This window comes from Thermoanaerobacter thermocopriae JCM 7501 (genome assembly GCF_001310975.1).
GTDB classification, from domain to species: domain Bacteria; phylum Bacillota; class Thermoanaerobacteria; order Thermoanaerobacterales; family Thermoanaerobacteraceae; genus Thermoanaerobacter; species Thermoanaerobacter thermocopriae.
On record NZ_BAZY01000005.1, the window covers coordinates 1 to 24817 of the forward strand.

Genomic DNA, 24817 nt, shown 5'->3' on the forward strand with positions numbered 1-24817 from the left:
AAATAAGAATAAAAAAAGGAGGAAATAACCTAGCTGGTAATGCCTTTTATTGACATACTGACAACTTTATTATATAATATAGGTTGTCACTTAGAAAGGAGGCGTGGTAGCATTGATAAGATTTGAAAATATAGTAAAAACATATGGAGAAACTGAAATATTAAAAGGAATAAATTTAGAAATAAAAGATAATGAATTGGTGGTTTTGATAGGACCGAGTGGTTGTGGGAAAACCACTTCGTTGAAAATGATAAATCGCTTAATTGAACCAACTTCTGGTAAAATATTTATAAACGGCCAAGATATTTCTCAGATAGACCCAATACAACTTCGCAGGAATATTGGATACGTGATTCAGCAAATTGGTTTACTTCCCCACATGACAGTAGGGCAAAATATAGAATTAGTTCCTTTGCTTAAAAATTGGCCAAAAAAGAAGAGAATTGAAAGAGTAAAGGAATTAATGCATCTTGTAGGAATGCCTCCAGAAGAGTATATGAACAGATATCCAAAAGAATTATCTGGTGGGCAACAACAGAGGATAGGAGTTGCACGGGCTTTGGCTGCAGATCCAGACATCATTTTAATGGATGAACCTTTTAGTGCCCTGGACCCTATTACAAGGTCTCAGTTACAAGAAGAACTTTTTGAATTGCAGCAAAAGTTGCAAAAGACCATTGTATTTGTAACTCACGACATGGATGAGGCGTTAAAATTAGGTGACAGGATCTGTATAATGAAAGATGGAAAAGTAGTGCAATTTGATACTCCCGAAGAAATATTGAAAAATCCAGCAGATGAATTTGTGGAGAATTTTATAGGGAAAAAACGAATGTGGATACAACCAGAGCATGTTTTAGCAAAAGATATTATGATTACCAATCCAATAAAGGCTCTTCCTTCCAGGACTCTTGCACAAGCGATAGAAATTATGAGTAATAGTGGTGTTGACAGTATTTTAGTGGTTAATAAAGAAAATCAACTTTTAGGCATAGTAACAGCGGAGGATATAAGGGCTAATAAAAACACTGCAAAACGGATAGAAGAGATTTATACTCGAAATGTTTATACAGTCAAACCTGATGATTCAATTTTAGATGTTCTTAAATTAATGGCGCAAAAAAATATAGGATATGTACCAGTAGTGAATGAAAATAATTTGCTCCAAGGCTTGATCACGCGTAGTGCCCTGGTAAATTATTTAGGTGCAAATTATGCAGAATAGGAAGGAGGACTTTTAAATAGTGTTGGCAGAATATATAAATTTTATGAAAGATAGAGCTGACGATATTTTAATTTTAACAACTCAGCATATTCAATTATCTGTTATGGCTCTGATTATAGCTATAGCTATAGGAGTACCATTAGGTATCTTGATTGCAAAATTTCCTTCAACTTCTTCATTTGTCATTGGATTAGCCAATGCTGTACAAGCAATTCCAAGTTTAGCTTTGTTGGGATTTTTGGTGCCTTTTTTAGGTATAGGCTCAACTCCTTCAATAGTTATGATAGTTATGTATACACTACTACCAATTATAAAAAATACCTATACAGGTCTTGTCAATATAGATAAAGCTATACTCGAAGCGGGTAAAGGTATGGGAATGACGGAGATACAATTAATGAGGATGGTGCAACTGCCATTGGCTTTACCTGTTATAATGGCAGGTATTCGAATAGCAGCTGTGACAGCCGTTGGTTTTACTACTTTGGCGGCGTTGATTGGAGCCGGTGGTTTAGGTCAATTGATTTACAGGGGGATATCTATGGTGAATAACCAGATGATACTAGCAGGTGCAATACCAGCAATGATTTTGGCACTATTGATAGACTATATTTTACTTTTAGTAGAAAAGATAGTAACTCCAAAGGGAATAAAATAAAAAAAGGAGGAGATTTTAAATGAAAAGAATTTTGCTATTAAGTTTGGTTTTTATTTTAGCTGTTACTTTCATGGCATCTTGCGGTATTGGCAGTTCTCAAAGGAATGCAAATGATACTGTAGTTGTAGGATCAAAAAATTTTACAGAGCAAATTATCGTAGCTAATATGGTTGCCGAAATGATTGAAGCACATACCGATCTCAAAGTAGTGCGAAAACTAAACCTTGGCGGTACAAATGTAAACTTTGAGGCGATAAAAAGGGGAGGTGCGAATAACGGAATAGATATTTATGTTGAATATACAGGGACAGGTTTGGTGGACATATTAGGGATGGAACCTACTACTGATCCAGAAAAAGCTTATGAAACAGTGAAGAAAGAATATAAAGACAAATGGAATATAGTATGGTTGAAGCCACTTGGATTCAATAATACCTATACTTTAGCTGTAAAGGATGAATTGGCAAAGCAATATAATTTAAAGACTTTTTCAGATTTAGCTAAAATTAGCGATAAGTTAATCCTGGGAGCTACAATGGAATTTTTGGAAAGGCCTGATGGCTATCCTGGTCTACAAAAAGTGTATAATTTTAAGTTTAAAGATGCAAAATCTATGGATGCGGGTATAAGATATACAGCGATAGATAATAATGAAGTTCAGGTTATTGATGCTTTTTCTACTGATGGATTGCTAGTATCTCATAAACTAAAAATACTAGAAGACGATAAACACTTTTTCCCACCTTATTATGCTGTACCAATTATTAGGCAAGATGTGTTAGACAAACACCCTGAATTAAAAGATGTTCTCAACAAATTGGCAAATCAAATTTCTGATGAAGAAATGCAAAAACTTAATTACAAAGTCGATGGTGAAGGGCAAGATGCAGCAAAGGTGGCAAAAGAATTTCTAAAAGAAAAGGGATTAATTTAGCAGCAGAAATGTAAAGCTTCCTGAATTTAGTCGGTCAGGAAGCTTTATTATTTTATTTTAAGAATTAAAAATAAATTTTCTTCACTTTATCAGTTCAATTTGATAAAATATGTACTATACATAGAAAAGGTATAAAGGGGGATGCATTGTGAAGAACCTACGCATATACGATACAACATTAAGAGACGGAGTTCAAGGACAAGGCATATCTTTTACTGTGGAAGATAAATTAAAAATAGTTAAAGCGCTTGATGAGTTTGGTGTGGCCTATATTGAGGCAGGTAACCCTGGGTCTAATCCTAAAGATATTGAATTTTTTGAAAGAGTTAAAAATATTAAATTAAAAAATGCTAAATTAATTGCTTTTGGTAGCACAAGAAGAGCAAATACAACTACCGAAGAAGATGCCAATGTAATTTCACTTTTAAATGCTGACACAGAGGTAGTAACTATCTTTGGCAAGTCATGGGATTTTCAAGTTATAGAAATTTTGAAAACCACTTTAGAAGAAAACTTAAAAATGATTTATGATACAGTAAAGTTTTTTAAAGACAAAGGTAAGTCAGTTATATTTGATGCAGAGCATTTTTTTGATGGTTACAAACAAAATCCAGAGTATGCTTTAAAGACATTAGAAGTAGCATTAGAGGCGGGAGCAGACAGTGTATGCTTGTGCGATACAAAAGGCGGAGCTTTTCCTATGGAGGTTTATGAAATAACAAAAACTGTTGTGGATAAATTTAATACAGAAGTAGGGATACACTGCCATAATGATAACGGAATGGCTGTTGCAGATTCCATAATGGCAGTTGAGGCAGGGGCAATACAAGTACAAGGTACAATAAACGGTTATGGTGAAAGATGTGGCAATGCGAATTTATGTACCTTGGTACCGAATTTGCAATTACTTATGGGATATAAATGTGTGCCTGATGAAAATCTAAAACAATTGACTCATTTAGCGAGGTTTGTAAGTGAAATTGCAAATGTTGCTCACGATGAAAGAGCACCTTTTGTGGGAAAAAACGCATTTGCCCATAAAGCTGGAATGCATGCTGATGCTGTAAATAAAAATACTTATTCTTATGAACTGATTGACCCGTCTTTAGTGGGAAATAGCAGAACCTTTTTAATTTCTGAAGTTGCTGGAAGAGGAGCAGTTTTAAATGCTATAAACGAGATAGACCCAACCATCAAAAAAAATTCACCTGAGACAAAATTAATTCTTGATAGGCTAAAAGAAATGGAGTATTTGGGGTATCAATATGAAAATGCAGGAGGCTCATTAGAACTTTTGATAAGAAAAGTCCTTGGAAGATACAAGCCAGCCTTTAATTTAAAAGAATTTAAAGTTATTGTAAATGAACCTTCTGTCAATAGTGTTAATTCTTTTGCAATTATAAAGGTGGAAGTAGATGGAGTGGAAGAAATAGCCGCTGCGGATGGCGACGGACCAGTGCATGCTCTTGATAATGCTGTAAGAAGGGTTTTGGAGAGATTTATCCACAGATAAAAGAGATGAGGTTGACAGACTATAAAGTGAGGGTTTTGGATTCTAATTCTGCGACTGCTGCTAAAGTGAGGGTTATAATTGAGTCTACAGACGGAAAAGATTCTTGGAGCACGATTGGAGTTTCTACAGATATTATTGAAGCTAGTTGGAGGGCACTTGTTGATTCAATAGAATATAAACTAAATAAGGAGAATTGATTTATATGCGGAGAAATTGACATAAGTTTATTAAGGTGTTAAAGTAAAAGTGAGCCTGTCAATATCTCCGCTTTTTTATGAAAGGAGAGTACCTCTTGATAATAAGTGCAAGCAGGAGAACGGATATTCCAGCTTTTTACAGCGATTGGTTTTTTAAAAGAATTGAAGAAGGTTATGTTTTGGTAAGGAATCCTTTTAATTTTCATCAAGTCAGTAAAGTTTCTTTAAAGAAAGATGCAGTAGATGGCATTGTGTTTTGGACAAAAAATCCAGACAAAATGATACCAAAATTGTATTTAATAGAGGACTATACTTATTATTTTCAATTTACTTTAAATCCTTATGATAAAAAAATAGAAAAAAAAGTGCCGGAAAGATCTTATGCCATTGAAGTTTTTAAGAGGTTGTCCAGAGAAATAGGGAAAAAACGGGTTATTTTAAGGTATGACCCTATTATTTTAACTAAGGAGTTTGATATAGATTACCATGTGAAAAATTTTAATGAGATAGTGTCTGAACTTTATAACTACACTTCAAAATGCATAATCAGTTTTGTGACTTTTTATCCTAAAGTACGTAAGAGTTTAGAAAGAATAGGTGCTTATGAGATAACCAAGAAACAAAAAATAGAAATTGCACACAGATTTTATGAAATAGCGAAAGAGCACTCAATTCAACTTGAGACCTGTGCTGAAGAATTGGAGTTATCCTACTATGGTATAGAGCGTGCAAGATGTATAGATCCGGATTTAATAGGGGAACTTTCGGGGAAAAAGCTTAATGTAGGAAAAGATAAAAATCAAAGGAAGTTTTGTGGATGTGCAGAAAGCGTTGATATTGGCGCTTATGATACTTGTTTACATGGTTGTATTTATTGCTATGCAAACAAGAAGACGAGTTCTATAAAAATAAATTTAAAGCAATATGATGTAAATTATCCATTGTTGTGTAGCAATTTGGTAGATGGAGACATAGTAAAAGAGAGAAGTGGAGTTTAAAAGAAAAAATATTATTTGCTAGAATAATAACAAAAAGAATATTGTTATTTTGTGATAAATATTATCTAATGTTATTGACTTTATACGAAGGCGGACTTATAATTATTTTAAAAAGGATATTAATTAGTTATAATCGTGTATACAATATGCAAGATTCAAACTAGTAAATTTTAAGAGAGGTGTTTTTATGCAGTCTAATTTGCTGCTGCTAGGTACTATACTTCCTATTATAGCGGGTATTATTATTCTTTTTTTGAGACAACCTTTTATAAGAAAGGCTTTTATTGTAGTATCTTTAAGTGTAATCGTGGCGTTATCTTTGATTATGTTGACGACATTGAAAGTACCAGACGTTTTTAATTACACGACTTATTACAATGTAATGGATTTGGCTATCAAAGTAGGGGATTTTGTTCTTTTGCTTTATGTGATTTATATTTCTTTTAAAATTAAAGAATGGAAAGCTACTTTTTTTGCGGTATTACAACTTGTTCCTTTAATATACTTTGAATTTTTTAGATTAAAAGAACATAAAATTGCGATGTTTTTTGTAGACGAACTCTCTATCATTATGAATTTAATCATATCTATTGTTGGTTCTTTAATAACTATTTATGCTTTTGGATATATGGACCATCATGAAGAAGAAAAAAAAGTTTCTCCTACAAGACAGCCAAGGTTTTTTGCTATTATACTTGTATTTTTAGGAGCTATGAATGGGATAGTATTTTCAAATAATTTGATGTGGATGTATTTCTTTTGGGAAATAACTACACTAAGTTCTTTCCTGTTAATAGGCCATGACCAGACTGAAGGGGCTATTAAAAATGCTTCGAGGGCATTGTGGATTAATATGATGGGAGCTTTGCCCTTTTATTAGGTATAATATTTATCTATACAAACTACAATACAATTTCTTTAGTAGAAGTATTGAGTATAAAAGACGCTACTTATATACTTCTACCCATGTTTTTTATAGCGTTTGCAGCATTTACTAAGTCTGCTCAACTGCCTTTTGAGAGTTGGCTTCTTGGCGCAATGGTGCTCCAACACCGGTTTCAGCGCTTTTGCACTCCAGTACAATGGTTAAGGCAGGTATATATATTCTACTGAGGTTTTCGCCACTTTTTAGAAGTACTTTGTTGAGCGACTTTATAGCAATATATGGTGCTTTTACTTTTATAGCTACGGCTTTCCTTGCTGTAAGTCAAAGTAATGCTAAAAGGATATTAGCATATTCTACTGTGTCAAATTTAGGACTTATGATAGCAAGTATCGGGCTTAATACTTCTGGCGCTATTGCTGCAGCTATATTGCTCTTGATATTCCATGCAGTGTCCAAAGCTTTGTTATTTTTGTGCGTTGGAACAATAGAGCAACACATTGGAAGTAGAAATATTGAAGACATGAAAGGCTTAATAAATAGGATGCCTGTAACAACAATAATAACTTTTATAGGAATTTTAACTCTTATGGCAGCGCCTTTGGGATGCTGGTTTCTAAATGGCTTATAATAGAAGTAGCAGCTAAGCAAATATTGATTTCCCTTATATTGGCGATAGGAAGTGCTTTAACGGTCTTTTATTATACCAGATGGATAGGAAATCTTTTGTCAGGGACATATTTTAGCAAGCGCTCAGAAGAACGTATGAATTCCACAATCGGTATTTCTCTTTACAGCTTAACAGCTATAGCTATTGTGTTAAGTTTTATAGTTTCTAATCTTTATAACATGTTGGTGATGCCGCAGCTATTGACTATGAAAATGAATGTAGCACTAAAGGCTGTAAGAGGTTATTTATATACCTCAGCCGGTGGGTTTACTATATATCCAATTTTCATAACTCTTGGCATAGCAATTGTACTTTCATTGATTTCTATAAGAAAGGCTTCAAGAATTGCGGCAAAAACTGTTCCCTATACGGCTGGTCTTAATTATATAGAGGAGAGTGGATATAATGTAAAGAATTATTATTTTACGACTTTTACAAATGAGGGAACATTGACGAAATATTTTAATTATGTTTCCATTCTTTTAATTGCTGTGATTTTGGGAGGTGCCCTGTTATGACTTTGTATAAAATTATAATATTTGTCATAGCAATAATGGTTGCTCCACTGATTGGTGGTTTTTTGTCTGGCATTGATAGAAAGTTAACCGCTCATATACAAGGAAGATATGGACCTCCCATTTGGCAACCTTTTTACGATGTAATAAAACTTTTGCACAAACAAAGACTATTAGTAAATGACTTTCAAGTGTTTTCAGCTTATATGTATCTTTTGTCGGGGATTCTTTCGGTAGGACTTTTTGCATTAAAAACTGACCTTTTGATGATTTTATTTATAATGTCTGTAGGAGTTGTGTTTTATATAGCAGGAGCTCTTTCGACAAAATCACCTTACAGCCAGGTAGGGGCGCAAAGAGAGCTTATGCAGATGCTGGGTTACGAGCCAATGCTTATATTTTTTGTAATAGCAGTATACAACGTGACAGGAAGTTTTAATTTGGCACAAATAATGATTCATGCAGATTACTTTTGGATTTGCCGTTGATGTTTATATTGTTAGGCTTGGTATTGACAATAAAGTTAAAAAATCGCCTTTTGATTTATCAGCTTCAGAACATGCCCATCAGGAATTGGTAAGAGGTATTTTGACGGATTATTCGGGCCCGTATCTTGGTTTGATACAAATTGCAGATTGGTATGAGCTTGTGTTAATATTGGCTATGATTGCAATACTGTGGTCACAAAACCTTGCGATAGGTGCTCTTATTGCTTTAGCGACCTTTTTTGCGGATATAGTATTGGACAATATTAGTGCGAGAATGACAGTAAAATGGATGTTGGTTTTTAGCTGGAGCATAAGTATTTTGCTTACCATTGTAAATGTAGCTTATATATACTTTAGGAGATGATTTGTATGGGCTTAAAAGAGTTTATAGAAAAATCATTTAAAAAATCACCTTGGGTTATACACTATGACTGTGGCAGCTGCAATGGTTGTGACATTGAGCTTTTAAGTTGCATGACTCCTCTTTACGATATGGAAAGGTTTGGCATGGTCAATGTAGGCAATCCAAAACATGCGGATATTTTAGTTGTTACAGGTACTGTGAATCACAAGAATAAAGTGGTTTTGAAAAATATATATGACCAAATGCCAGAACCTAAAGTAGTAGTGGCAGTTGGGGTTTGTGCTGCTACAGGAGGTATTTTTAGGGAATGTTATAATGTTGTAGGAGGAGTAGATAAAGTAATTCCCGTGGATGTGTATGTGCCAGGTTGCCCCGCTAAACCCGAAGCAATTATAGATGGCCTGTACAAAGCTACTGAAATTCTAAAGGAAAAATATGATAAAATGGCAAAAGCTGAAGAGGTGTTAAAATGATTAACAGTAGAGAAGTAAAAATTGATGAGATTGAAAAAGAAGCAAAGTATTACTATGATAATGGTTATAGATTTGTTACAGAAACTTGTCTGGAGGAAGATGGGAAATTTAAGATAATTTATACTTTTGCAAAAGAGTATGAACTGGAAAATTTTCATGTTTATGTAAATACGTCGGAAGAAGTTCCTAGTATTTCAAAAATATACTTTGCAGCTCTTTTAGTGGAAAATGAAATACAAGAGATGTTTGGCCTTAAGTTTAAAAATCTGGTTATAGATTTTGAAGGATTACTGCTTTTAGGTGAGTATTCTCCTATTTCTCCTCAGGCAAGTATAGAAATTATCAAAAAGAATAAAGGTGATAAAAATGAGTGACAAGAGTACTATACCATTTGGACCACAACATCCGGTTTTGCCAGAACCTATACATTTAAAACTTGTTGTTGAAGATGAAAAAGTTGTGGAAGCATATCCTTCTTTTGGGTATGTTCATAGAGGTCTTGAGATGCTGGCACAAAAAAAGGATGTCAATCAGATGGTCTATGTTGTTGAGCGGGTTTGTGGGATTTGCAGTGCAATGCATGGCCAGGCCTATTGCCAAGGGGTAGAAAGCCTTTTAAACATAGAAGTTCCTGAAAGAGCAAAATATTTGAGGGTGATTTGGGCTGAACTTCACAGGATTCACAGCCATTTGCTTTGGCTAGGCCTTATGGCTGATGCTTTTGGCTTTGAGAATCTTTTTATGTTAACTTGGAGAATACGAGAAAAAATCATGGATATTTTAGAGGCGACTTCTGGCAACAGAGTAATTATCTCTGTAAATATAATTGGCGGTGTAAGAAAAGATATAGATGGTGAGCAAGCAAAATGGATATTAAAAGAGCTTGACAAGATTGAAGAAGAACTTAAAGAAGTTAACAAAGTAGTAAGGAATAATTATACAATAAAACAAAGGACTGTGGGAATTGGCGTACTTACTAAAGATGATGCGTATATTCTTGGAGCAACAGGTCCTGTGGCAAAGGGAAGCGGTGTTGCTATTGACATGAGAATGACAGGTTATGCTGCCTATGGCGATTTGGACTTTGAACCTGTAACAGAGACTGATGGAGATACTTATGCTAGGACTATTGTGAGAATGAGAGAGATATTCCAGTCTATAGACCTTGTGAGACAAGCTATAAATAAAATGCCAGAAGGAGAAATTGCCATAAAGGTAAAGGGGAATTTGCCGGCAGGGGAAGTTATTTCAAGAGTTGAACAATCCCGCGGTGAAGTGTTTTACTACCTTAAATCTAGCGGTGGGAAAAACTTGGAGAGGCTTAGAATAAGGACTCCTACTTTTGCAAATTTAGCCGCACTTTTAAAAATGTTGCCAGGAAGTTCACTAGCGGATGTGCCAGTATTGGTTTTAACTATTGACCCTTGTATAAGTTGTACTGAAAGGTAGGTGGTATAGATGTTGGATATGCTTAAAAACGTCCTCAGCAATCTTATCCACAAACCTGTTACAAGGAAATACCCTTTTGAAAAGAGGGAGCCTTTTGAAAGAGCGAGAGGACATATAAAGAATGACATAGACAAATGCATTTTATGTGGTATATGCCAAAGAGTCTGCCCTTCTAATTGCATACAGGTAAATAGAAAAGAGGGTAAATGGGTTTTTCAACCCTTTGAATGCGTAATTTGCGGTGCGTGTGTTGAAAATTGCCCAACGAAATCATTAAAAATGGAGGCAGAATATAGAGCTGTATCCAATGAAAAATATGAAATAGTTCACAAAAAGGAAGCTAAGAATCCTCCCACCAAGGATAAAAAGGAAGTGGCATAAGTGCATGAATTGTCTGTAACGCAGAGTCTAGTGGACATGGTATTGGAGGAAGCACAAAAAAGAGAGATAAAAAAAGTTACAAAAGTTACCATTGTCATAGGAGAGCTTACTGGTCTTGAAAGCGAAAGTATACAATTTTACTTTGGTGTATTAAGTGAAAATACAGTGGCAGAAGGAGCTGAATTAGTTTTTAAAAAAATAAAGGCACAGTTTAAGTGTGGACAATGTGGCAACATATTTGAACGTGTAAATTTTACTTTCAATTGCCCTGTGTGCGGTTCGACAGGAGTATTAGTGGACAAAGGAAAAGAATTTTATATAGAAAGCATAGAGGTGGAGTAGTATGGAGGAAATAATAATTATTAGAGATGTTCTTGAAGCAAACAACAATGTTGCCAGTGAGAACAAAGCTATAAAAGATGAGAGAAATATCTTGATGGTGAACATAATAGGTTCACCGGGAACAGGAAAAACCAGCTTTATCTTAAAAGCAATAGAACATCTTAAAGTACCTTGTGGTGTCATTGAAGGGGATGTCACTTCTGATATTGATGCTAAAAAAATGGCTGAGAAGAAAATTCCAGTTGTACAAATAAATACAGGCGGGTCATGCCATTTAAATGCTGGTTCAGTAAATAGGGCACTTCAAAGTTTGGCTTTTGACAATGGCATAGTGTTCATTGAGAATGTAGGCAATCTCATCTGTCCTTCTGGATTTGAATTGGGGGAAGACTTCAAATTGGCAATGGCAAATGTAACAGAAGGCGATGACAAATCCTATAAATATCCACTGCTGTTTACTAAAGCGAAAGCTGTAGTTTTGAATAAAATTGACATGCTGCCTTATTTTGAGTTTAATAAAAAATTTTTCTACGATGGAGTACGAGCTTTAAATCCAAATGCACCAATTTTTGAGGTGTCTGCAAGGACTGGAGAAGGGTTTGGAGAGCTTGCAAAATGGTTAGAGGAAGAATATCAAAAATTCAGGCAAAACAAATAGAAATTGCTGGTATTGTACAGGGCGTAGGTTTTCGCCCTTTTGTATTTACTCTTGCCAAAAAGTATCATTTAGGAGGTATAGTCTATAATACGTCTTCAGGAGTTTATATAGAAGTGGAAGGGGGAGAGGAAAATATCAATAATTTTTTAAAAGAGTTAAAAGATAATCCTCCTCCCCTTGCTGTTATCGATGAAATAGAAGTAAAAGACTTAGGAATTAGAGGTTATGAAGACTTCAAAATTATATCTAGTAAAGAAGATGGTGGATTTGTTCCTGTATCTCCTGATATGGGGTCTGCGACGACTGTTTAAAGGAAATGAACGACCCAAATGACAGAAGATACAGATATCCTTTTATAAATTGTACTAATTGTGGCCCCAGGTTTTCTATAATAGAGGATATTCCTTATGATAGATCTAAAACTTCTATGAAAGTATTTCCAATGTGTGAAAAATGTGAGAAAGAATACAATGACCCCAATAACAGGAGATTTCATGCGCAACCTGTTGCCTGTTTTGACTGCGGTCCTAAGCTTGAATTTGTAGGAGGAAGTTGCAAGGAAGATGAAATAAAATGTGCTGTAGCTGCTCTTAAAAAGGGGAAAATTGTCGCTATTAAAGGTATAGGTGGTTTTCACTTGGCAGTAAATGCCCTTGATGAAAAGGCTGTTTCTAGTTTGAGAATTCGGAAAGAAAGATATGGAAAGCCTTTTGCTGTTATGATGAAAGACATAAAGCAGGTAGAGGAGTATTGCATTGTAGGAGAAGAAGAAAAAAAGCTTCTTTTAAGTCAGAGAAGGCCGATTGTGCTTTTAAAGAAAAAAGGAGAAAAACTTGCAAAAGGCGTTGCTGACGGATTAGATACGTTAGGAGTAATGCTTCCCTACGCTCCTATACATTATCTTTTGATGGAAGAGATTAATTTTCCTATTGTGATGACAAGCGGAAATATCAGTGAAGAACCTCTTTGCAAAGACAATAAAGAGGCTTTAGAAAAATTAAAGGATATAGCTGACGTTTTTCTTTTAAACAATAGGGATATAGTCAACAGAATAGATGATTCAGTCACTTCCTTTAATGGAGGTGCTGAGAGAATTATAAGAAGGGCAAGGGGATACGCTCCTCAGCCAATTTTATTGAAAAAAGATGCTAAAGTAAATGTACTGGCGGTTGGTGGCTTTTACAAAAATACCTTTTGCCTCACGAAAGGTCATTATGCTTTTGTGAGTCATCACATAGGAGATTTAGACAATGAAAAGACTTTTGAATATTATAAAGAGCAAATAGAAAGGTATAAAAGACTTTTTAGAGTGACACCTCAGGTAATAGCACATGATATGCATAAAGGTTATCTTTCTACTCAATATGCTTTGACATTAGATTTACCTTCTATTGAAGTTCAGCACCATCATGCCCATATTGCCAGCTGTATGGCTGAGTACAATCTTGAGGAAAAAGTTATAGGAATAGCTTATGATGGTACGGGATATGGTGTAGATGGGAATATATGGGGTGCAGAATTTTTGATATGCGATTTAAAAGATTTCTTAAGAGTAGGGCATTTAGAATATAAACCGCTTCCCGGCGGTGAATTGGCAATAAAAAAGATATACAGAACTGCTTTAGGTTTTATTTCAAAGGATATAAATTTTTATAGAGATTTTGTGGGAAAATTTGATTCTAAAGAAGTTGATTTGATTTTGAAGCAGATTGAGAAGAAGATTAACACTCCTTATGTGTCCAGTATGGGAAGATTTTTTGATGCGGCGGTTTCTTTGATAGGCATAAGAGATCAAGTGCTCTTTGAGGGGCAGGTGCAATGGAGCTTGAGAGCTTAATAGTTGAAGATAATGATTTTTATGATTTTGAGGTTTATCGGGATGAGGAATATATAATAGATCCAGAGGTAATATTGCGTCAACTCTATGAGGATTATAAAAATGGGGTTGACAGAAGAGTAATTGCTACAAAATTTCACAACTCTATTGTTGAGTTTACGTTTTATTTGGCATTAAAATTGAGAAAAGAATTCGGAATAAATAAAGTAGTATTAAGCGGTGGAAGTTTCCAAAATAGGTATTTATTAAAAAAACTATTGACTAGGCTTACTGCTTCAGGATTTGAAGCCTATTCTAACAGCAAGGTTCCTTGCAACGATGGAGGTATTTCATTAGGGCAGGCTGTTATTGCGGGTAAAAAATTGGAGGGATAAACATGTGTATTGCAGTTCCAGCAAAAGTGTTAAAAATTGAAGGAAAAATTGCAGAAACAGAATTAGGCGGGGTTATAAGAAGGGTGTCGATAGAGATGGTGCCAGAGGTTAAAGTGGGAGATTATGTGATGGTTCATGCGGGCCTTGCCATAAGTATTGTGAATAAAGAAGAAGCAGAAATGGAAAGAGAGCTGTGGGAAGAGCTTATGGAGGTTTTACAAGATGCAACAAACGGAAATGATTAAAAAAGCTAAAGAAATAATCGATGTTTTTAACCCAGGAGTGCAATTTAATATAATGGAAGTTTGTGGTTCTCACACAATGGCTATTTCAAAATTCGGTCTAAGGCAGATTTTGCCTAAAAACATAAGACTTATATCAGGCCCAGGATGCCCAGTGTGTGTGACAGCCAGAACGAAATAGATAGTATAATAGAACTTTCTAATAAAAATGTAGTAATTGCTACTTTTGGTGACCTAATAAGGGTGCCAGGAAGTAAATCATCATTACAGCAACAAAGGGCAGCAGGCAAAGAGATAAAAGTGTTTTATTCACCTCTTGATGCTTTAAAATATGCTGAGGAAAATACGACTAAAGAGGTAGTTTTTATAGGAATAGGATTTGAAACGACCATTCCCACAGTTGCCGTTACTATAAAGGAGGCAAAGGAGAAAAATATAAAAAACTACAGTGTGTACTGTCTTCATAAGACAATGCCTGAAGCTTTAAGAGCACTTCTTGAAGGAGGTTCAAACGTACAAGGTTTTTTACTTCCAGGACATGTAAGTGCAATAACGGGAAGCAAGATATATGAGTTTATTCCGAAAGAATTCGGAGTTAGTGGTGTAATTTCTGGCTTTGAAGCAATGGATATTTTAATGAGCATTATAATGCTTCTTAAAAATTACAAAAATTCCTCAATAGAAATTCAGTACAAGAGAGTTGTAAGAAAAGAGGGAAATATTAAAGCACAGAAGATAATCGAAGAAATTTTTGAACCTTGTGACAGCACTTGGAGAGGTCTTGGAAAGATCAAAGGTTCAGGACTTAGGATAAAAGACAAGTATAAAGACTTTGATGCGGCGGTAAAATTTGATATAAAACCAATTGGAGGAGAAATCGAGATAAAAGGCTGTAGATGTGGAGATGTTTTAAAAGGGAGTATTTATCCTAATGAGTGCCCTTTGTTTGGAAAGGCGTGCACTCCTGAAAATCCTGTGGGACCTTGTATGGTCTCTTCAGAGGGTTCTTGTGCAGCTTTTTACAAATATGGGGCGTAAGAAAGGATGAGAAGGATGGATAAAGTTTTGCTGTCCCACGGTGGCGGAGGGACTATGATGGAAAGTTTAATTGAAGAAGTTTTTTCAAAGGCCTTTGACAATGAGTACATAAAAGGGATGGAAGATGCGGCGCTACTTTTTGAGAATATTACTTTTACCACTGACAGCTTCATAGTAAAACCTATTTTCTTCCCCGGTGGAGACATAGGAAGACTTGCAGTGTGTGGGACAGTAAATGACGCGTCTATGAGAGGAGCCAAGCCTTTATATTTAACTTCTGCCTTTATAATTGAAGAGGGTTATCCTATGGAAGATTTAAAAAGAATAGTAAAGTCTATGGCTGAGACAGCAGAAGAAGCAGGTGTTAAAATAGTTGCTGGAGATACCAAAGTCGTAGAAAAAGGCGGTGTTGATGGAGTATTTATAACCACTTCTGGAATAGGTGTGGTATATGAAAATGTAGATGTGTCAATTAAAAATGCAAAACCGGGGGATGTAGTATTGGTTTCAGGGACAATAGGCGATCATGGAATGGCTATTATGAGTGCTAGAGAAGAGTTACAATTTGATCCTCCAATTTTATCTGATGTTTCACCACTTAATAAATTGATAGAAAAGCTTATGACTTTAGGAAAAGCTGTAAAGGTGTTAAGAGATCCTACAAGAGGCGGAGTTGCGGAAGTGCTTTATGAAATATCAAAAATGAGCGGCGTTGGTATTAAAATATACGAAGATAAATTGCCTGTCAAAGATAGTGTAAAATATGCTTGTGACATGATGGGTTTTGACTTTTTGCACTTAGCAAATGAAGGGAAGTTAATTGCCGTTATTGACAGGAAATATGCGGAGGAAGCTTTAGAAATAATGAAGTCAGATAAATATGGGAAGGATGCGGCGATAATAGGAGAAGTAAATGATTCAAAGCTTGTTACACTCAATACGATTTACGGTACTTCAAGGATTGTTGACAGGCCAATAGGAGAGCTCCTCCCAAGAATATGTTAAGGCTAAACTTTGTCAACAAACTGAGGGATAGCTTTTAGCTATCCCTCAGTTTGTTGACAAAGTTAAAAAATATTCAAAGGAAATATTTTGCATCGTCGCTCCGATGTTCCAAAGCGACAAAACTAAAGCTCGACCTTCGGGCTCCGGCAGGGTACCGGGCACAATCGGCCTCCTTGCCTCAGGTGCCCGCCTTCGCCATCCATGGCTTCGGCCCTGCCTCCACCCTCGGTCTTGCTAAGTTTTGTTACCGCTTTGTAACAAGTCGCGCCAAACGCAAAATATCTCCTTTACGAAAGTTTGTCTACAGTCTGAGGGATAGCTTTTAGCTATCCCTATTTTTGTGCATAAAATTCAATTATTTTCACTATTACATCTACGGCTTTTTCCATTACATAGGTTGGTATAAATTCATATTTGCCGTGGAAGTTATGTCCTCCTATAAAATAAATTAGGTGTTGATAGTCCCATATAGCTTTGCAAATATTATTTGTCCTTGGGTGCTTGGATAACTTGAGGAACTTTCATCCGATGCTGTATGATATTTTACGTATTCCAAAAATCTTTCTACTACTTTTGACATATAGTTTCACTTAAAATTTTTCCCAGTGCAAAACTTCAGATAAAGCTTTTTTACTTTTTGGTTGTGGCTCTTCTGCAGGATATCCTAATGATATTATGGAAATCATTCTTAAGTTGTCAGGAATGTTGAGATAGTTATTTATTTCTTCTTCATAGGTTCTGTTATATCCCGCAACCCAGCAGGAAGCTATACCGTAAGCAGTAGCTGCCAGTAATATATTTTCTGTTGCTGCTGACCCGTCCTCTAAATGATGTCTGTTATTTTTATCACAATAGACAATAATGCAAGCTGCTGCATCTTTAATAAATTTACCATAAGTAGCTTTTTCGGCTATAAATTTAAGTCTTTCTTTATCTGTTATAACAACGAAATGCCAGGGCTGTGCGTTATTTCCACTGGGAGCAAGTCTTGCACAGTCTATTATATCTTCTAATATTTCTTTTGGAATGGGTTTGTCAATGTATTTTCTTATACTTCTTCTTTTCTTTAAAGCCTCTAATGCATCCATAAGTTTTACACCTCCTAGATATATTATATCCCATAAAGAAAAAATATCAAAAAGATTGACAAAAATTTATTACTGTATAAAAATAAAGCCAAGTAAACTTATACATACTTTTGAAAAACTTGAACAACATAGATTTATGGTATAAAATAAGTATGTAAATAAGGAATGGAGGTTTACATATGAAGAAATTGATAGGTTTTGATTATTCAAAAGCTCTACAATTTGTAAGTCAAAAAGAAATTGAATATATGGAAAAGCATGCAAAATTATCTCTTGATATGGTGCTTAGTAAAAATGCTCAAGGGAATGACTTCTTAGGATGGGTAAGTCTTCCCAAAGACTATGATAAAGCAGAGTTTGAACGCATTAAAAAAGCGGCACAAAAAATTCAGTCAGATTCTGACGTATTAGTAGTAATAGGTATAGGTGGCTCTTATTTAGGGGCAAGAGCGGCAATTGAAATGCTTTCTCATTCCTTCTATAATTTGTTGCCAAAAAGTAAGAGGAACACTCCGGAGATTTATTTTGCTGGAAACAGCATAAGCTCTACATATTTAAGTGATTTACTTGAACTTATAATAGACAAAGATGTATCAATAAATGTAATTTCTAAATCGGGTACTACCACAGAGCCTGCGATAGCTTTTAGGGTTTTTAGAGATTTCCTTGAGAAAAAATACGGAAAAGAAGGGGCTAAATCGAGAATATATGTGACAACAGATAGAGCGAAAGGAGCTTTAAAAAAATTAGCTGATGAAGAAGGATATGAAACATTTGTGATTCCTGACGATGTTGGAGGAAGATACTCAGTTTTGACAGCTGTAGGTCTTTTACCAATAGCAGTAGCAGGCATTAGCATAGACGATATGATGCAGGGAGCTTATGATGCTTCAACGGTCTATACCAAAGACAACCTTAATGAAAATATAAGCATGCAGTATGCAATTTTAAGGAATATTTTATACAGAAAAGGCAAAGCTATAGAAATACTTGTAAATTATGAGCCAAAGCTTCACTATTTTTCTGAGTGGTGGAAACAGCTTTTTGGAGAGAGTGAAGGCAAAGACAATAAAGGAATTTATCCTGCTTCAGTAGATTTTACGACAGATTTGCATTCAATGGGTCAGTTTATACAAGAGGGAAGTAGGAATATTTTTGAAACAGTTTTAAATGTTGAGAAGCCTACGAAAGATATAGTTATAAATGAGGATAAGGATAATATAGATGGACTTAACTTTTTGGCGGGTAAAACTATAGATTTTGTCAATAAAAAAGCTTTTGAAGGGACCTTGCTGGCTCATACAGATGGAAATGTTCCTAACCTTGTAGTAAATATCCCTGAAGTATCTCCATATTATTTTGGAAATTTGGTATATTTCTTTGAAATGGCTTGTGCTATAAGTGGATATATAAATGGTGTTAATCCATTTGACCAACCAGGAGTAGAGGCTTACAAAAAAATATGTTTGCACTTTTAGGGAAACCAGGATATGAAAAAGAAAAAGAATTGCTAGAAAAAAGATTGGGAAAATAAATTAAAGGCCGGGCAATTGCGCGGCCTTTTTAAATAGGAGTTGACTTATTTTTTTGTGTACATTAGATCGTAGTATTCTTTTAACATTCTATTAGCTGAGAAAGCTTCATAAGTCGTCCTTATGCTTTCTCTCATCATGCTTTCCCATTTCGCTTTATCGTTATAATAGGTTGGTACTACTTTATTTAAAAGGACGTCATACAGTGCTTCAAGGTCGTGTTTGTCTAATTCTTCTATATTATCAGACTCAAAGCCATCTCCAAATTGCCAGCCATTTACTCCGTCTATACAAGCTTCTGGCCACCATCCATCTAAAATACTTAAATTTAACACTCCGTTCATAGCGGCTTTCATGCCTGACGTACCGCTGGCCTCCATTGGTCTTCTCGGATTGTTTAACCATACATCAGCGCCTCGTGTGAGCATCTTTCCTATAGTCATATCATAATCTTCTAAGAATACTACGCTTTCAGGATATTTCTTTGTCATTTCTATTAATTTTGCAACAATTTTTTTACTCACGTCATCTAATGGATGACCTTTTCCAGAAAACACCATTTGAATTTTTTTAGACCTTAGATAATCACCTATAACTTCGTCATTTGTAAATATGAGGTCACTTCTCTTATAAGGAGCAGCTCTCCTTGAAAAACCTATCAAAAGCTTGTCAGCGTCTAATTTAACTCCTGTCCTTTGATATACAAAATCAATTAATTCTTGTTTTAAAATATTATGAGTTTCTAAAAGTCCTTCACCTTTGTTGTAGGCTTCTATTATCCTTTTATCTACCCAAGTATTTCTATCGATTCCATTAGTTATGGAAATTATAGGGGCCTTATTGTCAACATGTTGCCACATTTTGTTTGCAGTTTGACCGTGAAGTTTTGAGACACCGTTTGCAATGCGAGAAAGTCTCAAACCTGCGACTGTCATATTAAAAGGAACACCACCGATTTGAGCCATTTGCTCAATTGAAAGACCGTTGTTTGCACCCATGTACATGAGAAGTTCTAGATCGTGAGATTCGTTTCCTTCTTTAACAGGGGTATGAGTTGTAAATACTACTTCTTCTCTTGTGGCTTTCCACGCCTCTTTAAAACTCATATTTTGATTTTCCATTTTCTCTCTTATAAGCTCAATGGCTGCTAATACTGCATGCCCTTCGTTAAAATGATAAACATCTACATCAATTCCCAAAGCTCTTAAAGCTCTTACTCCCCCAATGCCTAACACCATTTCCTGTGCAACTCTTTCTTCACCAAACCATCCATAAAGCTGGCCTGTTATCCATCTGTCTCCATTTTCTGGTATATCTGTGTCAAGCAAATACAGAGGAGCATTGTCAAAGCTGTCTACCAACCATACTTTACAGTATACATCCCTATTTCTTATTTTTACTTTTACCTTTACTCCTGTGTCTTTTAAAAAGTCATATTTACGTGTGTAATTGCGATAGGCATCATAAGGATAGCCGTCTTCACCTATATGTTGTTCTGTATAACCTTGTTTCCACAGTATGCCTATTCCTACTAAAGGCATACCTAATTCTTTTGCGGCTTTTAGATGGTCTCCTGCTAAGATTCCAAGACCACCAGCATATAGTTTAAAATCTGATTGTAAGCCGTATTCCATGCAGAAATAGGCTACTCTTGGTAATTTTTCGTTATTCATATTAAACCTCCTCATTTTCCAAGTGTTAAGTATATTATAATATTAAAAAATCTATTATGCAAGGGTTTGCACAAAGATTAAAAAAGAAAAGAGCGTTGAATTTGCTCTAATAATTTCTGTCTCAAAGTGCAGGCCATTCAGTAAATGCCATAATATAAATAATTGCCAGTGTTGTAAAAAGAATTTTTAAGTTCATTTGAAAGCATAAAAAATTTTCGTATTGACAGGGGAATTAAACCATAGTATTATATAGCTTAAATAGTTTAACAAGTTAATACTTTAAATCTCTTATCAAGAGTGGTGGAGGGACTGGCCCGATGAAACCCGGCAACCGGCACGTATGTGCGTCTTGGTGCCAATTCCAGCAGCGTTTCGCTGAAAGATGAGAGAATTTTGGTGTCTCTTCTTTTGGCGAAGAGACTTTTTTATTTTTAAAAATGGAGGCGATGTAGATGTTGAAAAATGAAAATTTGTGTAATAAACTTAAGAAAAGGAAGTTTGTTGTAACAGCAGAAGTTTCTACGCCGAAAGGGGTAGATGTAACGAAAACTATTGAGAAGGCGAGAAAATTAAAGGGTATTGTAGATGCCTTAAATATAACAGATTCTCCTATGGCGAATATGCGAATGAGTCCCATAGCGGTAGCTCACCTCTTGCAAGACCATTTAAGCATTGAAGCTATTTTTCATTTGACCTGTAGGGACAGAAATCTAATTGGACTACAGTCAGAACTTCTTGGAGCTTATGCATTAGGGGTGAGAAATATATTGGCATTGACGGGAGATGACCCCTCCCATGGTGATACTCCTCAAGCTAAAGGGGTATATGATGTAGATTCTATTGGGCTTTTAAAAATTATCAGTGCTTTTAATAAAGGCTATGATTATAATGGCAATAAATTAGATTCACCAACAGAATTTTGTGCAGGCACTACTGCTAATCCAAATGATTTAAGAGATGAGGCGATAGAGAAGCTTAAAGTTAAGATAGAAGCAGGGCAGAGTTTATTCAAACACAACCGGTTTATGATGAAGAGATTTTATTTAAGTTTATTGAAAAGATTAAAGATCTCAATGTACCACTTTTAGTAGGTATATTGCCTCTTAAAAGCTTTAAAATGGCAGTTAATTTAAATGAAAAAGTGCCAGGTATAGATATTCCAGAAAAAGTTTAGAAAGGCTAAAAGATGGAGGAAAAGAAGAGGGAATAAGCATAGCTGTAGAGTTTATAAAAAATGTACGCAGTGAAGTTGCTGGAATTCACATTATGCCTTTGGGAAATACAGATGTAGTGTTAGAGATAATTTCTAGAATTGATGATTTGGCTTGTGAGGTTATACAAAATAAAGTTCAGATGAATTGAAACGGAGGTTAAAAATGTTAGACATTTTTAAAGAATTATCAAAGAGAGTAATTATTTTTGATGGAGCAATGGGAACACAACTTCAAGAGAGAGGTTTAAAAACTGGAGAGTGTCCCGAATATATGAATATAACCCATCCAGAAGTAGTATTTGATATCCACAGGGCCTATATAGAGGCGGGGGCGGATGTGGTTGAGACAAACACTTTTGGAGCTAATAGAGTGAAATTGGCAAAGTACGGACTGGAAAATGAGGTTTTCAATATCGTCACTCAAGGTGTCAAAATTGCAAAAGAGGCGGCAAAAGATAAACCTGTGGCACTTTCTATAGGACCTACGGGAGAGCTTTTAACTCATTATGGAGATATGACTTTTGACGAAGCTTATGAAGTCTTTAAAGAGGTAGTGGTGGCAGGAGAAAAAGCAGGGGCAGATATTGTCCTAATTGAGACTATGTCGGATATATTAGAAGCAAAGGCTGCTATACTTGCCGCTAAAGAGAATTCCAACATGAAAGTGATCTGCACAATGACTTTTCAAGAAGATGGAAGGACTCTCATGGGGTCAGATCCTATAACTGTAGTAGTTAGTTTACAAGGGTTAGGATTAGATGCCATTGGTGTTAACTGTTCTACTGGTCCCGATAAAATGATAAATGTGGTTGAAAAAATGTCTCAAGTTTCTCGCATACCTATTATTGCACAACCTAATGCAGGTATGCCTGTGATTAGAGACGGCAAAACAGTTTATGACTTAAAACCAGAAGAATTTGCTAGTTTCTTTCCTTCTCTTGTTGAAAAAGGTGCCTCTATAGTTGGTGGTTGCTGTGGTACTACTCCTCACTATATAAAACTTGTTAAAGAGGCTGTAAAAGATTTGAAACCAAAAGTCAAAGTAAACAAATTTACAGCAGTAGCTTCTAATACAAAAACAGTTTTCATAGGTGACGATTATCCTTTAAGGATTATAGGGGAGCGTATAAATCCGACTGGGAAAAAGAAGTTGAGTGAGGCTTTTTTGGCGGGAGATGTAAGTTTAGCAGTAGAGGAAGCTATAAAGCAGCAGAAATGCGGAGCGGAAATATTGGATATAAATGTAGGAGTTCCTGGGGTAAACGAAGAAGAATTACTTCCAAAAGTAGTTTCTGAAATACAAAATGTAGTAGACCTTCCTCTTCAAATAGATAGTACTAATATTAAAGCTGTAGAAAAAGCTATAAGAATTTTAAGAGGTAGACCCATAATCAACTCTGTAAGTTCAAAAGAGGAAAGTTTAAAAGAAGTGCTTCCTATTGTTAAAAAATATGGAGCTTGTGTTGTAGGACTTACTGTAGGAGATAAAGGGCTTCCCAAAGATAGGCATGAAAGAATTGAAAATGCGAAAAAAATTATAAAAAAAGCGGAAGAGTATGGCATACCCAAAGAGGACATATTGATAGATTGCATTGTACTGACGGTTTCTTCTGAGCAGGAAGCTGCAATTGAGACTTTAGAAGCGATAAAACTGGCTAAAGAAGAGTTAGGAGTAAATACTGTTGTGGGACTTAGCAATGTTTCTTTTGGCCTACCTGAGAGGAAATTGATAAACTCTGCTTTTTTAGCGATGGCAGCGTCATACGGTCTCACTACTGCTATTATAAATCCCTGCGATGAGACTATGATGGATACTTTAAGAGCTACAATGGTTTTGCTAAATAAAGATAAAGGCAGTGTAAATTATCTGAATATATATGGGAAAAAGCAAAAAGAGGAGCTCAGAGAAAAAGAACAACACAAAATTCAGGAAGAAGATTTAAAGTTAAAGTTCTATATACAAATTTTGGAAGGTAGAAAGTCAGGAGTAGAAGATATAGTAAAAAATATTTTAGAGGAGGAAGTTCAGCCTCTTTCTATAGTGGATAACATAATAATTCCTGCCCTAAAAGAAGTGGGGGATAGATACGAAAAGGGCGTGTATTTCTTGCCACAACTTTTAAGTTCTGCTGAAGTGGTGCAAAGTGCTTTTAAGATAATAAAAGAAAAGCTTCCAAAGGGTTCAGTATCTAAAGGCAAAATAATACTTGCTACAGTTGAAGGAGATGTGCACGACATAGGAAAAAATATAGTAAAGGTTTTGCTTGAAAACTATGGATATGATGTAATTGACTTAGGAAAAGATGTCAAAGGAGAAGTGATATTAGAGGAAGTAAAGCGAACAGGGGCACCGTTAGTAGGCCTAAGTGCTTTGATGACGACAACTTTATTTAACATGGAAAAAATTATTAAACTACTTAAAGCAAATACTGATGTGAAAATAATGGTCGGCGGTGCTGTTTTGACTGAGGAATATGCCTATAAGATTGGAGCAGATTATTACGGGAAAACAGCTCAAGATGCAGTTAAAATTGCTGATAAGTTTTTCTTAAAAAATGCTCTTTTATGTAAAACTTGTGGTATTTAAAGGTGGTGTAGAGGTGTCAGTAGAAGCGGTGAAAGAGTTTTTTAAAGAGAAAGGATATGATATTGAAATAAAAATTTTTGAAGATACAAGCACTGTGGAAAAAGCAGCTAAATCTTTAGGGGTAACTCCTGGGGAAATAGCAAAGTCTATGCTTTTTAGATTAAAAGATAAATATATTATGATTATAACAGCGGGAGATAGAAAAATAGACAATAAAAAATTTAAAGATACTTTTAAAACAAAAGCAAAAATGGCATCCCCAGAGGAAGTGTTAGAAGTTACAGGGCATCCTGTTGGTGGCGTTTGTCCTTATGGGCTGAAAAATCCGGTTGAAGTATATTATGATGTGTCTTTAAAAAATTATGAGGTAGTATATCCTGCTGCTGGCGACGTAAACGCTGCTGCTATCATAAAAGTCGAAGACCTCGATAAAATAGTAGAAGGAAAATGGGTAGATGTATGCCAATAGACATACATCTA

16 protein-coding genes, 8 pseudogenes and 1 riboswitch are annotated in these 24817 nt (G+C 35.3%); of the genes and pseudogenes, 21 read left to right on the top strand and 3 right to left on the bottom strand.

The annotated features are described in order from the left end of the window. The first annotated feature begins 103 nt into the window (after positions 1-103). The 17 genes and pseudogenes from JCM7501_RS03050 to hypE all read left to right on the top strand — a co-directional run bounded on the left by JCM7501_RS03050 (position 104) and on the right by hypE (position 16244). The gene (locus JCM7501_RS03050) at positions 104-1225 is read left to right on the top strand and encodes a betaine/proline/choline family ABC transporter ATP-binding protein (protein WP_281169092.1); all 1122 of its coding nucleotides are present in this window, start codon (positions 104-106) and stop codon (positions 1223-1225) included. A gap of 19 nt (positions 1226-1244) precedes the next feature. Then, positions 1245-1883 (top strand): ABC transporter permease, encoded by a 639-nt coding sequence (locus tag JCM7501_RS03055; RefSeq protein ID WP_012995600.1) that lies wholly within the window; start codon positions 1245-1247, stop codon positions 1881-1883. A gap of 19 nt (positions 1884-1902) precedes the next feature. Continuing rightward, entirely contained in the window at positions 1903-2817 is a 915-nt protein-coding gene (locus tag JCM7501_RS03060) for an ABC transporter substrate-binding protein (protein WP_028992587.1), read from the top strand. 148 nt (positions 2818-2965) lie between these two features. Continuing rightward, positions 2966-4527 (top strand): annotated as a pseudogene (gene cimA, locus JCM7501_RS03065) (citramalate synthase). 95 nt (positions 4528-4622) lie between these two features. Next, complete coding sequence (locus JCM7501_RS03070; protein WP_028992589.1) at positions 4623-5525, top strand: DUF1848 domain-containing protein; 903 nt, start codon at positions 4623-4625, stop codon at positions 5523-5525. Between the two features lie 187 nt (positions 5526-5712). Further along, positions 5713-7596: pseudogene (locus tag JCM7501_RS15755) on the top strand (NADH-quinone oxidoreductase subunit 5 family protein). Then, positions 7593-8445 (top strand): annotated as a pseudogene (locus JCM7501_RS15760) (respiratory chain complex I subunit 1 family protein). The pseudogenes JCM7501_RS15755 and JCM7501_RS15760 overlap by 4 nt, the downstream one beginning before the upstream one ends. 5 nt (positions 8446-8450) lie before the next feature. Further along, entirely contained in the window at positions 8451-8918 is a 468-nt protein-coding gene (locus JCM7501_RS03085) for an NADH-quinone oxidoreductase subunit B family protein (protein WP_028992592.1), read from the top strand. After that, on the top strand, positions 8915-9292 hold the full coding sequence (locus JCM7501_RS03090) for an NADH-quinone oxidoreductase subunit C (RefSeq protein ID WP_012995593.1): 378 nt from the start codon (positions 8915-8917) through the stop codon (positions 9290-9292). The genes JCM7501_RS03085 and JCM7501_RS03090 overlap by 4 nt, the downstream gene beginning before the upstream one ends. Next, positions 9285-10367, top strand: coding sequence for a hydrogenase large subunit (locus tag JCM7501_RS03095; RefSeq protein ID WP_013150574.1), 1083 nt, complete (start codon positions 9285-9287; stop codon positions 10365-10367). The genes JCM7501_RS03090 and JCM7501_RS03095 overlap by 8 nt, the downstream gene beginning before the upstream one ends. 9 nt (positions 10368-10376) lie before the next feature. Continuing rightward, the gene (locus JCM7501_RS03100) at positions 10377-10748 is read left to right on the top strand and encodes a 4Fe-4S binding protein (protein ID WP_028992593.1); all 372 of its coding nucleotides are present in this window, start codon (positions 10377-10379) and stop codon (positions 10746-10748) included. Further along, entirely contained in the window at positions 10749-11090 is a 342-nt protein-coding gene (gene hypA, locus JCM7501_RS03105) for a hydrogenase maturation nickel metallochaperone HypA (RefSeq protein ID WP_013150573.1), read from the top strand. Position 11091: 1 nt separating this feature from the next. Then, positions 11092-11748 (top strand): hydrogenase nickel incorporation protein HypB, encoded by a 657-nt coding sequence (gene hypB, locus JCM7501_RS03110; protein ID WP_028992594.1) that lies wholly within the window; start codon positions 11092-11094, stop codon positions 11746-11748. Then, positions 11706-13959, top strand: a pseudogene (hypF, locus tag JCM7501_RS03115) (carbamoyltransferase HypF). The gene hypB and the pseudogene hypF overlap by 43 nt, the downstream one beginning before the upstream one ends. A 2-nt stretch (positions 13960-13961) precedes the next feature. Continuing rightward, complete coding sequence (locus JCM7501_RS03120; RefSeq protein WP_028992596.1) at positions 13962-14204, top strand: HypC/HybG/HupF family hydrogenase formation chaperone; 243 nt, start codon at positions 13962-13964, stop codon at positions 14202-14204. Then, a pseudogene (gene hypD / locus JCM7501_RS03125) lies at positions 14182-15239 on the top strand (hydrogenase formation protein HypD). Before JCM7501_RS03120 ends, hypD begins: the two are co-directional and overlap by 23 nt. 15 nt (positions 15240-15254) lie before the next feature. Then, complete coding sequence (gene hypE / locus JCM7501_RS03130) at positions 15255-16244, top strand: hydrogenase expression/formation protein HypE (protein ID WP_013150568.1); 990 nt, start codon at positions 15255-15257, stop codon at positions 16242-16244. 332 nt (positions 16245-16576) lie between these two features. Here the strand turns inward: hypE and JCM7501_RS15765 are convergent. Continuing rightward, a pseudogene (locus tag JCM7501_RS15765) lies at positions 16577-16718 on the bottom strand (peptidase T); the annotation flags it as partial. 116 nt (positions 16719-16834) lie between these two features. Beyond that, the gene (locus tag JCM7501_RS03135; protein ID WP_013150567.1) at positions 16835-17332 is read right to left on the bottom strand and encodes a nitroreductase family protein; all 498 of its coding nucleotides are present in this window, start codon (positions 17330-17332) and stop codon (positions 16835-16837) included. 179 nt (positions 17333-17511) lie between these two features. Here JCM7501_RS03135 and JCM7501_RS03140 point away from each other — a divergent pair. Continuing rightward, positions 17512-18866 (top strand): annotated as a pseudogene (locus JCM7501_RS03140) (glucose-6-phosphate isomerase). Positions 18867-18911: 45 nt separating this feature from the next. On the opposite strand, the gene glgP reads toward JCM7501_RS03140, so the two are convergent. Continuing rightward, positions 18912-20537 carry an alpha-glucan family phosphorylase gene (glgP, locus tag JCM7501_RS03145; protein ID WP_028992613.1) on the bottom strand — a complete coding sequence of 542 codons (1626 nt, stop codon included), beginning with the start codon at positions 20535-20537 and terminating at the stop codon, positions 18912-18914. A gap of 285 nt (positions 20538-20822) precedes the next feature. Next, positions 20823-20926: riboswitch (SAM riboswitch) on the top strand. Positions 20927-20989: 63 nt separating this feature from the next. Here glgP and JCM7501_RS03150 point away from each other — a divergent pair. The 3 genes and pseudogenes from JCM7501_RS03150 (at position 20990) to JCM7501_RS03160 (ending at position 24806) form a co-directional block, all read left to right on the top strand. Next, a pseudogene (locus JCM7501_RS03150) lies at positions 20990-21899 on the top strand (methylenetetrahydrofolate reductase). A gap of 14 nt (positions 21900-21913) precedes the next feature. After that, positions 21914-24337, top strand: a complete 2424-nt coding sequence (locus tag JCM7501_RS03155) for a homocysteine S-methyltransferase family protein (protein WP_028992615.1) — start codon at positions 21914-21916, stop codon at positions 24335-24337. Next, positions 24306-24806, top strand: a complete 501-nt coding sequence (locus JCM7501_RS03160) for a YbaK/EbsC family protein (protein ID WP_028992616.1) — start codon at positions 24306-24308, stop codon at positions 24804-24806. The genes JCM7501_RS03155 and JCM7501_RS03160 overlap by 32 nt, the downstream gene beginning before the upstream one ends. The last annotated feature ends 11 nt before the right edge of the window (positions 24807-24817 follow it).

Excerpts from the sequence above, each read along its gene's own strand:
- JCM7501_RS03060 (WP_028992587.1), top strand. The coding sequence starts at position 1,903 with ATGAAAAGAATTTTGCTATTAAGTTTGGTTTTTATTTTAGCTGTTACT.
- JCM7501_RS03085 (WP_028992592.1), top strand. The coding sequence starts at position 8,451 with ATGGGCTTAAAAGAGTTTATAGAAAAATCATTTAAAAAATCACCTTGG.
- JCM7501_RS03090 (WP_012995593.1), top strand. The coding sequence starts at position 8,915 with ATGATTAACAGTAGAGAAGTAAAAATTGATGAGATTGAAAAAGAAGCA.
- JCM7501_RS03095 (WP_013150574.1), top strand. The coding sequence starts at position 9,285 with ATGAGTGACAAGAGTACTATACCATTTGGACCACAACATCCGGTTTTG.
- JCM7501_RS03100 (WP_028992593.1), top strand. The coding sequence starts at position 10,377 with ATGTTGGATATGCTTAAAAACGTCCTCAGCAATCTTATCCACAAACCT.
- hypB (WP_028992594.1), top strand. The coding sequence starts at position 11,092 with ATGGAGGAAATAATAATTATTAGAGATGTTCTTGAAGCAAACAACAAT.
- JCM7501_RS03120 (WP_028992596.1), top strand. The coding sequence starts at position 13,962 with ATGTGTATTGCAGTTCCAGCAAAAGTGTTAAAAATTGAAGGAAAAATT.
- hypE (WP_013150568.1), top strand. The coding sequence starts at position 15,255 with ATGGATAAAGTTTTGCTGTCCCACGGTGGCGGAGGGACTATGATGGAA.
- JCM7501_RS03135 (WP_013150567.1), bottom strand. The coding sequence starts at position 17,332 with ATGGATGCATTAGAGGCTTTAAAGAAAAGAAGAAGTATAAGAAAATAC.
- glgP (WP_028992613.1), bottom strand. The coding sequence starts at position 20,537 with ATGAATAACGAAAAATTACCAAGAGTAGCCTATTTCTGCATGGAATAC.
- JCM7501_RS03155 (WP_028992615.1), top strand. The coding sequence starts at position 21,914 with ATGTTAGACATTTTTAAAGAATTATCAAAGAGAGTAATTATTTTTGAT.
- JCM7501_RS03160 (WP_028992616.1), top strand. The coding sequence starts at position 24,306 with ATGCTCTTTTATGTAAAACTTGTGGTATTTAAAGGTGGTGTAGAGGTG.